Origin of the sequence: Pollutimonas nitritireducens (assembly GCF_002849615.1) — a bacterium.
Lineage (GTDB): Bacteria > Pseudomonadota > Gammaproteobacteria > Burkholderiales > Burkholderiaceae_B > Pollutimonas > Pollutimonas nitritireducens.
In genome coordinates this window covers 19562-32395 of record NZ_PDNV01000015.1, presented here as the reverse complement: position 1 = coordinate 32395, position 12834 = coordinate 19562, and the positions used below count along the sequence as shown (strand labels likewise).

Here is a 12834-nt window from a genome sequence, read left to right as displayed (position 1 = left end):
TCCTTTACACGCGTCCCATTGCAAAGCCCTTTGCAATGTAGTGCCGGACGAACCAGATCACGATGGCGCCCGGAATAATGGTGAGGGTTCCCGCTGCCGCCAGAGTGGCCCAGTCCATGCCGGATGCCGAGACCGTCCGCGTCATGGTGGCAACAATAGGCTTGGCATGCACGCTGGTCAGCGTGCGAGCCAGCAGCAGCTCGACCCAGCTGAACATGAAACAGAAAAACGCTGCCACGCCGACGCCGGCCTTGATGAGCGGCAAAAAGATGGTAAGAAAGAAACGCGGGAAGCCATAGCCGTCGATATAAGCGGTTTCGTCGATTTCACGGGGGATCCCGCTCATGAAACCCTCCAGTATCCATACCGCCAGCGGCACGTTGAACACCAGGTGTGCCAGGGCCACCGCCCAATACGTGTCCATCAGGCCCAAGGTCGAGTACAGCTGAAAAAATGGCAAGAGAAATACGGCCGGGGGCGTCATGCGATTGGTCAACAGCCAGAAAAACACATGCTTGTCGCCAAGGAAGCGGTAGCGTGAAAACGCATAGGCAGCGGGCAGCGCCACGGTAACGGAGATAACCGTGTTGAGCACCACATAAATCAGGCTGTTGATATATCCGCTATACCACGAGCGGTCAGTGAAGATAGTTTTATAGTTGTCCCATGTGAACGTTGTGGGCCATAGCGCGAAGCTGGACAAGATGCCCTGATTGGTCTTGAAGCTCATGTTGATCATCCAGTAGATGGGCAACATGGCAAATATCAGGTACAGAACCAGGAAGATGCTGCGCTTGCGAAAGCGCCTGCTGTCATTCATGACCGGGCTCCTTGTCTTGTGTTCCCACGCGGAGCATCCAGCTGTACAGGATGAAACACAGCAACAGGATGATCAGGAAATAGATCAGCGAGAATGCCGCCGCCGGACCCACATCGAATTGCCCGACCGCCTTCTGCGTCAGATACTGGCTAAGGAAAGTGGTGGCATCGCCGGGGCCGCCGCCGGTCAGTACAAAGGGCTCGGTATAGATCATGAAGCTGTCCATGAACCTGAGCAATACCGCAACCATCAGCACCCCGCGCATCTTGGGCAACTGTATATAGCGAAAGATCGAAAACTTGCTGGCGCCGTCAATGCTGGCTGCCTGGTAATATGCGTCGGGAATGGATCGCAAGCCCGCGAACGCCAGCAAGGCAACCAGCGGTGTCCAATGCCATACATCCATCAACAGTACGGTTAGCCAGGCGTGTGTCGGGTTGCTGGCGTAGCTGAATTCGATGCCCATCGACCGCAGGGCGTGACCCATCAGGCCAATGTCGGGGCGTCCGAATATCTGCCAGATCGTGCCGACAACATTCCATGGAATAAGCAGCGACAAGGCAATCAGCACGAGCACGGCGGACGACTTCCAGCCGGTGGCGGGCATGGCCAGGGCAAGCATGATGCCCAAGGGTATCTCTATGGCGAGCACAGAGAACGAAAACACCAGTTGCCGCAGCAACGCCCCGTGCAGGTCCTGGTCCCGCATGACCGCAGTAAACCACTCGGTGCCCACGAACACAGCCCGCGTCGGGGATATGACATCCTGCACCGAATAATTTACGACGGTCATGAGCGGCAATATGGCGGAAAACGCCACACACACCACGACCGGCACTATCAGCCACCAGGCTTTCTGGTTCACGGGTTTAGTCGAAACGCTCATGTAATCAGCTCCTCGTCGCGATAAAAGCAGGAGTGCCTGTCCAGCAGCGCCAATCCCGTCGGCGCGCCGGGCTTGGGAAGATCGTGTTCCAGATCCAGCCGTGCGCGTACAAGATGCGAGCCCACGCGCGCGGTCAGCAACTGGTACGTACCAACGTCCTGGACCTTCTCGACCACAGCCGTAAAGACGCCCGGCTTGCCGGGCTCGGCCAACTGCGTATATTCGGGGCGTATGCCCAATTTGATATGGCCACGGGCGGGTGCGATGCCGGCCGGCATCGGCACTGACTGCCCGTCCAGCCTGACCACGCCATCGACCGATTCGATGGGCAGGATATTCATGCCGGGCGAACCGATGAAATGGCCTACGAAGGTATGGGCAGGTCGTTCGAACAGATCTTCAGGTGTGCCGACCTGCACAACCTTGCCGCGTGACATAACCATGATCTGTTCGGCAAAGGTCAACGCCTCAACCTGATCATGGGTGACATAGATAAGCGTTAGTTTCAGCTCGTGGTGTATCTGCTTGAGCTTGCGACGCAATTGCCACTTCAGCTGGGGGTCAATAACGGTAAGCGGTTCGTCGAACAAGACCGCCGACACGTCAGACCTCACCAGGCCTCGCCCCAGGGAGATCTTCTGTTTGGCATCGGCTGAAAGCCCTGCGGCGCGCTGGTCGAGTTGATGATTCAATTCGAGCATTTCCGAGATCTGGCCGACGCGGGCTTTGATCTGCGCCGCCGGCATATTGCGGTTGCGCAGGGGAAATGCAAGATTCTCGCCCACCGTCATGGTGTCGTAAACCACCGGGAACTGGAACACCTGCGCGATATTGCGCGCCTGCGGCGTGGCGCCCGTCTTGTCGACGCCGTCGAAGTGTACCGTTCCGTGCGAGGGTTTGAGCAATCCAGAAATGATATTGAGCATGGTGGTCTTGCCACACCCCGAGGGTCCAAGCAAAGCATACGCCCCGCCGTCGCGAAATGTCATCATCATTGGCAGCAAGGCGTAGTCCTCGTCGCTTTTCGGATGTTCCAGATAGGAATGAGACAGGTCCAGTTCAATGCGTGCCATATCAATGCTTCCTTTTCGGTGCATACAGCAGACTATCGGCCGCATCGAAGACGAAGGCCATGGCCGGGGTGAAGTACAACACCAACGGCGCATTGATATCGAAGTGATGAACGCCGGTGACCTGCGCCACCACATCGCCGATGTCGGACGTCATGTGCACGAAGGTATCGGATCCCGAAATCTCGGCCAACTGGACGTTGCCGTGCAAAGCAATGTCACCTTCACGTGCCTGCAGGCGCAAGGCACTGGCGCGCAAACCTACCGTGATATCAGCCCCGCCGGGATAGGCCCCGCCGGGATAGGCCCCGCCCGTGACGCTTTCAGGCAAAGGTAACGACAGTACCTCTCCGGAGGGAAGCTGTACGCCTGCACCGGTCCGCAACGCCTTTACGAAGTTCATGGGCGGATCGCTGAACGCACGCGCGACCCGGACCGAACTCGGAAAATTGAACACGTCGGTGGCAGGCCCGTATTGCAGCAATTCGCCGCGATCGAGCACTGCGGTATAACCGCCCAGCAGCAAGGCTTCGCCCGGTTCCGTCGTGGCATAGACTATCGTCGAATCGCGCGATGCGAACAATGAACCGAGTTCTTCGCGCAACTCTTCGCGCAGCTTGTAATCAAGATTGACCAGAGGCTCGTCCAGCAGCATGAGCGGAGCATTCTTTGCCAAGGCCCGTGCCAGCGCCACGCGCTGCTGCTGTCCTCCGGAAAGCTCGGCTGGCAAGCGGTCGAGGAACATGCCGATGTGCAACTTGTCGGCCAGCGTCTGCACCTGTGCCGCAATGTTTTTCTCACCACGCAATTTGAGCGGCGATGCAATATTTTGCGCGACCGTGAACGAAGGGTAATTGATGAATTGCTGGTAAACCATGGCAACATTGCGATGGCGTACCGACTTGCCTGTTACATCGTAATCGTCCACCAGCACCTTGCCAGCGCTGGGCGCGTCGAGTCCCGCCATGATCCGCATGAGGCTGGTCTTGCCGGCCAGGGTCGCGCCCAGCAACACAGTCACTGCACCGGCTCGCGGACGCAGGCTCATTTCATAAAGCCAAGTTTCGCTTCCCATTTTCTTGCTGATGCCGTCTAGCGCCAACTGCATGGTCTTATCTCGCTGTACTTGTTCTATTCTGCGCATTATTGTTCGTTTATTGACTATTATCCCTAGATGAAAACCCTAGGGTCGGTTCCTTTTCTTTCGATGTACAGTCGTTTCTGTTTTGTCCCCGATCAGAAACATGAATCCGAACCCACGCCAATTGAAACTGATGCAGCATGTGCAAAAGCATCATTCCAGTACGGTCGACGAGTTGGCAGCCCATCTGGACGTCAGCGTACAGACGGTACGCCGTGATGTGCACCGACTCTCGGAAGCTGGGCTGCTGGCCCGCTTTCATGGCGGTGCGCGGCTGCCTGACTCCACAATCGAAAATATTGCCCATCATCAACGCGAGAATTTGCATGCGGAGGGCAAACGCCGAATTGCCCAGGCAGTTGCGCAAGCCGTACCGAACGACTGCTCGCTGCTTATCAATATCGGCACCACGACCGAGGCCATTGCCAAGGCCCTGATGCAGCACACCGGGTTGCGCGTCATCACCAACAACATCAATGTTGCCGCCATACTAAGCCGAAATCAGAACAGTGAGGTCATCGTGGCCGGCGGCGTGGTGCGGGCGCGCGACCAGGGTATCGTCGGCGAGGCTACAGTCGATTTCATCCACCAGTTCAAAGTCGATATCGCGCTGATCGGCATATCGGGCATCGAGGCGGACGGGTCCTTGCGCGATTTCGACTATCGTGAAGTAAAGGTATCCCAGGCTATCATTGCGAACGCGCGCGAGGTCTGGCTGGCGGCCGATGCCAGCAAGTTCAACCGTCTTGCCATGGTACGGGTCGCCCATCTGGGCCAGATCGACCGACTCTTTACCGACGACGTCCCCCCGGAACCATTTCCGGAGCTGCTGGCTCGCGCGCAAGTCCGATGCGATATCGCACTCTGATAAAAACCATCCTACTCCTTCTAGCGACCCGCCATGACTTATCTACTTGCACTCGACCAGGGAACCTCCAGCACACGCAGCATTGTCTTTGATGAAGCCGGAGGCATCGTGGCACTGGCGCAAAAGGAGATCACCCAGCTCTATCCGAAGCCAGGCTGGGTCGAGCACGATCCCATGGAAATCTGGGCAACGCAGTTGGAAACCGCTCGCGAAGCCATCGTCAACGCTGGACTGGCCGCCACCGATATCCGCGCTATCGGCATTACCAACCAGCGCGAAACCACCCTGGTGTGGAATCGTAAGACGGGTCGGCCGGTGTACAACGCCATCGTCTGGCAGGACAGACGAGCCGAGCCGACCTGTGCGGCCCTGCGCGAAAGCGGGATGGATCGTGCCATCCTTCAGAAAACCGGATTACGCGTCGATGCCTATTTTTCGGGCACCAAATTGAAATGGATACTGGACCATGTGCCTGACGTGCGCGAGCAGGCCCGTCGGGGCGAGCTGGCTTTTGGCACGGTTGACAGCTGGTTGATCTGGCAGCTGACCAAGGGACAGCAACATCTCACGGACGTCAGCAATGCCTCACGCACCATGCTTTTCAATGTGCACGACAACCAGTGGGACGACGAACTGCTGCAGGCCATGGATATCGAGCCCGCTCTCATGCCGCAAGTCCTGCCCTCGGCTGCCGAATTTGGCGCCATACACGCCGAGCTCCTGGGGCACCCCATTCCTATTTGCGGTGTAGCCGGCGACCAGCAAAGCGCCTTGTTCGGCCAGGCCTGCTTCACTGCCGGCATGGCGAAAAACACCTATGGCACAGGGTGCTTCATGCTGATGCATACCGGCACCAAGTTTCAAACATCACAGAACGGCCTGGTCACCACCAGCGCCGCCCAGACCAGCAATCAACCCGAATTTGCCATGGAAGGCAGCGTATTCGTGGCGGGCGCCGTGGTTCAATGGCTGCGCGATGGACTCAACGCCGTCAAGAGAAGCAGCGAAATTGAAGAGCTTGCCCAAAGCGTGCCGGATTCGGGCGGCGTCATGCTGGTGCCCGCGTTTACCGGGCTAGGCGCGCCGTACTGGAAGCCCGACGCGCGTGGCACCATCACCGGACTTACGCGCGGCAGCACCATGGCGCACATCGCCCGCGCGGCCCTGGAAAGTATTGCGTATCAAAGTGCCGCCCTGCTGTCAGCCATGAGCCGCGACGCCGTCGCTGCCGGATCCGAGCCTTTGGCAGAGCTGCGTGTGGACGGCGGTGCCTGCGTGAACGATTTGCTGATGCAATTCCAGGCCGACCTGCTGGGCATCCCCGTATTGCGCCCCACCATGGTAGAGACCACCGCCTTGGGCGCCGCCTATCTCGCCGGCCTGACCAGCGGCGTCTACAAGGACAAAGAACATCTCTCTACCTTGTGGCGGGTCGAGCGACGTTTTGAACCCCAGCTGGCCCGGGCCGATGCACAGGCGCTGATGGAACGGTGGGAGCATGCGGTACGCCAAACCTGCCTGCCGATGTCCTGACCGCCGGTGACCTACAATAAGGGTATTCCACAAATGGCCGAATCATGCCCGACACCCGCTTCAATGCCGACCTCGTCCACGTAACGTGGACGGAAAATGAACAAGCCCGTTCGGCACGATGGTATGCACACAATAGCAGTGCGCCACCCAAACGGATCATCACTGCGGACGACACGCTAAGCGCCGATGCGGCCTATCGCCTGATCAGCCAGGGTACGGCCTTGCTGTGGCGAGGCGACTTCCAGAATGCAAGGCAATTGCTGCAGGCGCTGACGCGCCGTGTCGACAAACGAAAGAAGCCGGTGCGCGGCCGCGACGCCATCGTGTCGCCGATTGACACCTTCAACCGACACCGGCTGCACCAATCCCAACGTAGCCAATTGCTGAACAAATTGTTGATTGAACTGGACTCTGATGCCGGCATCGCGCTGCGCCGGGCACCCAATGTCCGCGACGCCTGCTTTGCGGCCCTGGGCGAAACGCCTGAACCGTTTCTGCTGCCCCTCAGGGCCTTGCAAGGAATTATCGGCGCCTATGAATGGAAGAAAAAAGGCGTGTCCGTTCCTGTGCTGGGTCGCAGCATACATGTGGGCTATGGCGTCTTCTCACCCAATCGGGGCGAATACATAGACCTGGTGGCACGCGCACCGCTGCCCACGCGAGACCTTGCCTTCGACATTGGAACCGGTAGCGGGGTCCTGGCCGCCGTGCTGGCCCACCGCGGGGTACGCAAAGTCATTGCCACTGACCAAGACCCGCGGGCGCTGGCGTGTGCACGTGAGAACATCGCATTATTGGGCATGGACGATTCCATTTCCGTGGAGGAGGTCAATCTGTTTCCGCCGGGTCGCAGCGGGCTGATCGTCTGCAACCCGCCATGGTTGCCGGCCAAGCCTACCATTCCCATCGAACGCGCCATTTACGACCCGGATAACATGATGTTGCTCGGGTTCCTGAACGGGCTGTCCAGCCACCTCACCCCCAGCGGCGAGGGTTGGCTGATTATGTCAGACCTGGCCGAACACCTGGGACTGCGCAGTCGCGAGTTCCTGCTGGATGCCATCAGCACCGCCGGTCTGCGGGTCGTAGACCGACTGGATGCACGGCCCGAACATTCCAAGGCTGCGGATACCTCCGACCCCCTGCATGCGGCGCGCAGCGCCGAGACCACGTCCTTGTGGCGACTGGCCCTACACTTACACTCGCCTTGTGCGGAGACACACTGAACCATGCTGCAAAAAATCATACTGGCTATTGCCGTTTTCATTATCATTCTGGTCGCACTGACCTTTGGCGAAACGATTGCGTACGAAGCCTTCGCCTGGATATCTCATTTGACCGGGTTGGTGTTTCATAATTTTTCCGATGTGTACTACGCGGCCAAAAACTACGTCACCCTCCACGCCACCAAAGTTGTCATCGCCCTGCTTCTTACCGTCCCCATCAGTCTGTGGATCATCAAAAGCAAAGGCTCCGAACTGGAAAAGCCCACCAATCATCGCAAGATAGCGATTGTGCTGGCCATCTTCCTGGGCTGGCTGGGCGCGCACCGGTTTTTTTTGGGGCAGATCGGCTGGGGCATCTTCTACCTGGCTATTTTCTATTTCTTCGCGCCGCTGGTCATTATCCTGGGACTTATCGACGCGGTGCGCTATATGTTCATGAGCGACGAAGAGTTCGCCATGGTTCGTACGTGATCGCAAGCAATTGACTGCCAGGCCAATGCTGTTTCAGTTGCTGCCTTCAACCAGCTTGCACCGGGATGCCCGGTTCGACGAATGCCTGATCGCCCTGGCCGCTGAAAATGGCCCCACGGCCTGTCTATGGCAGTCCGATCAGGGCTTGGTCGTGCCCCGCACATACCAACGCCATGCCGCGTTCGAGGCCAGCTGCGCCGAGTTTGCTCAATTGGGCTGGCCTGTAACAGTCCGGCAATCTGGTGGCGGCATTGTTCCGCAGGGGGACGGCATCCTCAATCTGAGCCTGGCTTACGCGGTGGAGGGTAAGCCACTGGATCATTCGGACGACGCCTATCTGCTGATCTGCGGGGTAATCGCAGGCGCTTTGCGTGAGTTCGGGATCGACAGCCATCCCCGGGCGGTGGAAGGTTCATTTTGCGATGGCCGCTATAACCTTGCGGTTGGTGGCGAAACCAGTGCCAGGAAAGTCGCTGGCACGGCGCAGTTGTGGCGAAGTCAGGCCGGCCCTGCGGGAGGTGGCCGATTGCAGATCGTACTGGTGCACGGCCTCATACTTGCGCAGGTCGACGTTGTGGCCCTCACCGCGACGGCCAACCATTTCGAACAGGCCTTGGGTACCGAAAAACGATATTCCAGCGACAAGCTTGCCTCCCTGCACGATTTGCTCGCCACGCCGGCCTCCGACGGGCTTCGCTTCGCAGGCACGTTGCGTACTGCGCTGGAACGTCAGATCTTGTTCCCGGGATAAGCAATCGCAGCAAGTTCCATATGGCTGATATGGTTGCGACCATGCGGGCCGTGTTTACCAATGCATTAGGCCGGCACGGTGGAATCCCGTTGCGTCTGTAACTGCTTGATGGCCTCGATGAGCGTCGCGATCGTGTTTCCCGAGCCAAGCTTGGCGGTGAGACCCATTTTCTCGAGTTTTCCAGAAACGCGGGAGTTAGCCTCGACGATCATCACCCGTATCCCGCGCGCCTGAAGATCCAGCACCACTTCTTCCAGGGTCTGCAGGCCCGTCGCATCGATGAACGGCACATTTCGCAGCCGAATCACGAGGACCTCGGGATCGGTATGGGTATCGGCCAGCGCACGCTCGAACGCCTCGACCGCCGCAAAGAAGAACGGCCCCTCCACGGCATAGACCAACACCCCGGGCGGCAACTGGTGCACACCTTCCTGTGCCAATTCTTTATCCAGCGCGGGGCCATTCATGCGACGCACAACCACGCTTTCGGCCATGCGCCGCATGAAATGCAACATGGCCAGCACCACGCCAATGTTCACCGCGACAACCAGATCGGCAAATACCGTGAGTGTAAAGGTGACCAACAATATAATGACGTCAGCCCGCGGCGCGCCTTTTATCATCTTGATGACATGGCGCAATTCGCTCATGTTCCAGGCCACCACAAAAAGGATGGCAGCCAGGCAGGCCAAGGGTATATTGGCGGCCAGCGGCGCCAGAAAAAGCAGAACCACGACCAGGGTCAATGCGTGCACAATGCCGGCGAGGGGGCTGGTTCCGCCATTGCGAATATTTGTAGCCGTACGCGCAATGGCGCCGGTGGCGGCGATGCCGCCGAACAAAGGCGCCACGATATTGGCTAGTCCCTGGCCTATGAGCTCCTGATTGGAGTTGTGTCGCGTGCCAGCCATTCCGTCGGCCACCACGGCGGAAAGCAGTGATTCGATGGCGCCCAACATTGCAATGGCAAAGGCAGGGCCGATAAGTTCAACCAGGCGCGATAGCGTAATTTCGGGAACCTGCCACGAGGGCAAGCCGCGCGGTATCTCGCCGTACGTGCTGCCTATGGTCGCTACGCTATCGAAATTGAATATGGCCTGGATGATGGTAACGACAACCAGGGCCAGCAGCGGACCCGGTACCCGCGCCAGCACGCGTATGCGCGGCGCGGCAATCAGCAGTGCCAGGGCGATGGACGCCAGGAAGGTCGTTGCCCAATCGAGCTGCGGCAAGACCTGCAGCAAATGCCACAGCTTCTGATGGAAATGTTCGCCAGCAACAGGAGGCAGGCCGAAGAAATCCTTCCATTGGCCGACCCAGATGACCACGCCAATGCCGGCCGTAAAGCCGACGATGACAGGTGCCGGAATGAATTTGATGACAGCACCCATGCGTGCAACACCGAACAGCAGCAGGATGATGCCAGCCATTGCGGTGGCTATTTGCAAGCCATCGACGCCATGCTCGGCGACGACGGCCGCCAAAATAACGATGAATGCGCCTGTGGGACCGGCAATTTGCACACGGCTGCCGCCAAACAGCGACACGATGATGCCCGCGACGATGGCAGTATAGATACCCTGTTCCGGTTTGACGCCTGACGCGATGGCAAACGCCATCGCAAGAGGCAGCGCCACGACGCCGACGATTAGTCCGGCGATAATATTGGGCAACCAGTGTGACCGATGAAACATCCCGGCACGGTACGCATCAAAAAGAGCAAACATCAAGATTCCAGTGTAGCCAGCGCAATATAGTCGTTAGTATACTGTAAAGTAGTGTAACGTCGGCTATTTCCGCAGAAGGCGTAAGCTGTTTGCCACAACCAGAAGGCTGGCGCCGACATCGGCGAAAACCGCCATCCACATGGTACCCATGCCCCACACCGTCAAGATTAGAAAAACGGCCTTTATACCCAACGCCACCGAGATATTCTGAACCAGCACGGCATGCGTGGCGTTCGACAAGCGGATAAAGCGCGGGATTTTGCGCAGATCGTCGTCCATGAGCGCCACATCAGCCGTTTCTATGGCCGTATCGCTGCCCATCGCCCCCATGGCGAATCCAATATCGGCACGCGCCAGCGCCGGCGCATCGTTGATTCCATCACCAACCATTCCCACGACACCCAGGCCGCCATAACGCTGGATTGCCTTGAGTTTATCGCCCGGCATGAGTTCGGCATGGACGTTATCAATACCGACCTGACGCGCAATGCCATGTGCCGCGGGTAGGTTGTCGCCTGACAGCATTGCGGTCTGTACGCCCATTCCATGCAGCTGAGCAATGGCCTCCTGCGACGAGGGCTTTACCGCATCAGCAACCGCGAAAAGCGCCAGTATCCGGTCGGCGCTCGCCAACACCGTCACCGTCTTGCCTTGGTCTTGCAAGGCCGCGGCGCGATGTTCAAGGTCGGAACCGGAACGCGCGCCGGTGGCCAGGCTGTTGACCCAACGCAAGCTACCGAGGCGGTACAGGACACCCTCCACGCGCCCCTGGGTGCCGCCCCCCAGCACGGCCGCGGAGTCGTGAACATCCAATAGATCATCAGAACCATAGGCCTGCAAAATGGCCTGCGAAACCGGATGATCGGAGCGGGCCGCCAGACTGGCTGCCAACCGTTGATAGTGCCCGTCATTGTCTATCTGACGGTCCAGAACGACAATGTCGGTTTGTCGAGGCCGCCCTTCCGTAAGCGTTCCGGTTTTATCCAGCGCCAACCACGCCAGCCGGCGGCCCTGCTCAAGATGGATTCCGCCTTTGATAAGAATGCCGTGGCGTGCAGCAGCTGCCAGCCCGCTGACGATAGCTACCGGCGTGGAAATGACCAGTGCACAAGGACATGCAATGACCAGCAGCACCAGTGCCTTGTAGAACCAGTCGAGCCAGGGTTCCTGGAGCACCAGCGGCGGAATGAGCGCCACCAGCAAGGCCAGGCCGCATACGATGGGCGTGTAGACCTTCGCAAACCGGTCAACCAGGCGCTGGGTGGGTGCCTTGCTGGCCTGTGCAGCCTCGACAGCATGGACGATACGGGCCAACATGGTGTCGCTGAAAGCAGCCTCCACGCGATACTCAATTTCGGCCATGCCGTTGATGCTACCGGCAAAGACAATGTCGCCCACGCCCTTTTCAACCGGCATGCTTTCGCCAGTGATGGGAGCCTGGTCGACCGTCGTGCGACCGCCGACGATGCGCCCGTCCAGGCCTATGCGCTCGCCCGGACGGGCCCGCAACATTGCCCCGGGCTCTACCGACGCCGCCACCACTGTCAGCCAGCCACCATCGGCGCTCTGCATGGACACGGTTTCCGGTGCCACTTCCATGAGTCGCGTGATGGCATGGCGGGCGCGATCCAGCGAACGAGCCTCCAGGAGTTCGGCAATTGAAAACAGGACCATGACCATGGCGCCCTCCGCCCAATGCCCCAGAGCGAGCGCGCCGGTTACTGCGATACTCATCAACGCATTGATATTTAGATTGCCATGGCGGACGGCAAGTAGTCCTTTCTTATAGGTGGCCGTTCCGCTGAGCGCGATGGCGAGCATGGCAAGCATTATCGAAATCCAGCCGGGATAGTCCAGCCAATGGACCACCTCAGCCCCGAGGGCCGCCACTGCCGCGACGACCATTGGCCACCATGATTTGGCGGGGGCGGCCAAGGCCTTGCCTAGTACCTTGCCCTGTTCGGGAAGTTCCGGTTCAAAACCAAGGCTCTGTATCGCTTGAAGAATATCCGCCAAGGCCGAGGGGGCATGGTCCACCGTCAGCACGCGTCGCATGAGGTTGAAATGCACGCCCAGTACACCCGCCATGGGTTCCAATTTCTTGCGGATCAACCCCTCTTCGGTAGGACAGTCCATCTGGCTGATGCGCATTGCCGTGCGCGCGGCACCCGGAACAGATGTTGCCTCAATCGCGTTCAGGCCGGGATCGGCCTGTGAGTGTCCGTGATGAACAGAATGATCTATATGATCATGACAATGGTGATGGTGACTGGACATAGACGTTCGGCCCGACATGTTGCGTAAGCTCAGTAAACACCTTAAAGTAACTATAAGGTCAACG

At 58.7% G+C, this 12834-nt stretch carries 11 protein-coding genes; 5 read left to right on the top strand and 6 right to left on the bottom strand.

The features are described 5' to 3' along the window. Positions 1 to 4 precede the first annotated feature (4 nt). From CR155_RS19285 to CR155_RS19270, 4 genes are read right to left on the bottom strand one after another with little or no spacing between them, the layout of a single operon-like run. Entirely contained in the window at positions 5 to 820 is an 816-nt protein-coding gene (locus CR155_RS19285; protein ID WP_102071671.1) for a carbohydrate ABC transporter permease, read from the bottom strand. Continuing rightward, the gene (locus CR155_RS19280; protein ID WP_102071670.1) at positions 813 to 1706 is read right to left on the bottom strand and encodes a carbohydrate ABC transporter permease; all 894 of its coding nucleotides are present in this window, start codon (positions 1704 to 1706) and stop codon (positions 813 to 815) included. Before CR155_RS19280 ends, CR155_RS19285 begins: the two co-directional genes overlap by 8 nt. Then, a complete protein-coding gene (locus CR155_RS19275) occupies positions 1703 to 2779 on the bottom strand; it encodes an ABC transporter ATP-binding protein (RefSeq protein WP_102071669.1) in 1077 nt (358 codons plus the stop codon). The genes CR155_RS19280 and CR155_RS19275 overlap by 4 nt, the downstream gene beginning before the upstream one ends. Position 2780: 1 nt before the next feature. Then, a complete protein-coding gene (locus CR155_RS19270; protein WP_102071733.1) occupies positions 2781 to 3884 on the bottom strand; it encodes an ABC transporter ATP-binding protein in 1104 nt (367 codons plus the stop codon). 136 nt (positions 3885 to 4020) lie between these two features. On the opposite strand from CR155_RS19270, the gene CR155_RS19265 reads away from it, so the two are divergent. The 5 genes from CR155_RS19265 to CR155_RS19245 are packed head-to-tail and all read left to right on the top strand — an operon-like array spanning position 4021 to position 8766. Beyond that, a complete protein-coding gene (locus tag CR155_RS19265) occupies positions 4021 to 4785 on the top strand; it encodes a DeoR/GlpR family DNA-binding transcription regulator (protein WP_102071668.1) in 765 nt (254 codons plus the stop codon). Between the two features lie 33 nt (positions 4786 to 4818). Continuing rightward, positions 4819 to 6318 (top strand): glycerol kinase GlpK, encoded by a 1500-nt coding sequence (gene glpK, locus CR155_RS19260; RefSeq protein WP_102071667.1) that lies wholly within the window; start codon positions 4819 to 4821, stop codon positions 6316 to 6318. 44 nt (positions 6319 to 6362) lie between these two features. Continuing rightward, the gene (locus CR155_RS19255) at positions 6363 to 7544 is read left to right on the top strand and encodes a 50S ribosomal protein L11 methyltransferase (protein WP_102071666.1); all 1182 of its coding nucleotides are present in this window, start codon (positions 6363 to 6365) and stop codon (positions 7542 to 7544) included. A gap of 3 nt (positions 7545 to 7547) precedes the next feature. Further along, the gene (locus CR155_RS19250) at positions 7548 to 8015 is read left to right on the top strand and encodes a TM2 domain-containing protein (RefSeq protein ID WP_102071665.1); all 468 of its coding nucleotides are present in this window, start codon (positions 7548 to 7550) and stop codon (positions 8013 to 8015) included. Positions 8016 to 8040: 25 nt separating this feature from the next. Beyond that, on the top strand, positions 8041 to 8766 hold the full coding sequence (locus tag CR155_RS19245) for a lipoyl protein ligase domain-containing protein (protein ID WP_102071664.1): 726 nt from the start codon (positions 8041 to 8043) through the stop codon (positions 8764 to 8766). A gap of 65 nt (positions 8767 to 8831) precedes the next feature. Here CR155_RS19245 and CR155_RS19240 read toward each other — a convergent pair whose 3' ends face one another. Both CR155_RS19240 and CR155_RS19235 read right to left on the bottom strand, forming a co-directional pair. After that, positions 8832 to 10493 carry a SulP family inorganic anion transporter gene (locus CR155_RS19240; RefSeq protein WP_102071663.1) on the bottom strand — a complete coding sequence of 554 codons (1662 nt, stop codon included), beginning with the start codon at positions 10491 to 10493 and terminating at the stop codon, positions 8832 to 8834. Between the two features lie 63 nt (positions 10494 to 10556). After that, on the bottom strand, positions 10557 to 12788 hold the full coding sequence (locus CR155_RS19235; RefSeq protein WP_102071662.1) for a heavy metal translocating P-type ATPase: 2232 nt from the start codon (positions 12786 to 12788) through the stop codon (positions 10557 to 10559). Positions 12789 to 12834: the final 46 nt, after the last annotated feature.

Bases quoted from the DNA above. Each gene is read 5' to 3' on its own strand.
- CR155_RS19285 (WP_102071671.1), bottom strand. From the start codon at position 820: ATGAATGACAGCAGGCGCTTTCGCAAGCGCAGCATCTTCCTGGTTCTG.
- CR155_RS19280 (WP_102071670.1), bottom strand. From the start codon at position 1,706: ATGAGCGTTTCGACTAAACCCGTGAACCAGAAAGCCTGGTGGCTGATA.
- CR155_RS19275 (WP_102071669.1), bottom strand. From the start codon at position 2,779: ATGGCACGCATTGAACTGGACCTGTCTCATTCCTATCTGGAACATCCG.
- CR155_RS19270 (WP_102071733.1), bottom strand. From the start codon at position 3,884: ATGCAGTTGGCGCTAGACGGCATCAGCAAGAAAATGGGAAGCGAAACT.
- CR155_RS19265 (WP_102071668.1), top strand. From the start codon at position 4,021: ATGAATCCGAACCCACGCCAATTGAAACTGATGCAGCATGTGCAAAAG.
- glpK (WP_102071667.1), top strand. From the start codon at position 4,819: ATGACTTATCTACTTGCACTCGACCAGGGAACCTCCAGCACACGCAGC.
- CR155_RS19255 (WP_102071666.1), top strand. From the start codon at position 6,363: ATGCCCGACACCCGCTTCAATGCCGACCTCGTCCACGTAACGTGGACG.
- CR155_RS19250 (WP_102071665.1), top strand. From the start codon at position 7,548: ATGCTGCAAAAAATCATACTGGCTATTGCCGTTTTCATTATCATTCTG.
- CR155_RS19245 (WP_102071664.1), top strand. From the start codon at position 8,041: ATGCTGTTTCAGTTGCTGCCTTCAACCAGCTTGCACCGGGATGCCCGG.
- CR155_RS19240 (WP_102071663.1), bottom strand. From the start codon at position 10,493: ATGTTTGCTCTTTTTGATGCGTACCGTGCCGGGATGTTTCATCGGTCA.
- CR155_RS19235 (WP_102071662.1), bottom strand. From the start codon at position 12,788: ATGTCGGGCCGAACGTCTATGTCCAGTCACCATCACCATTGTCATGAT.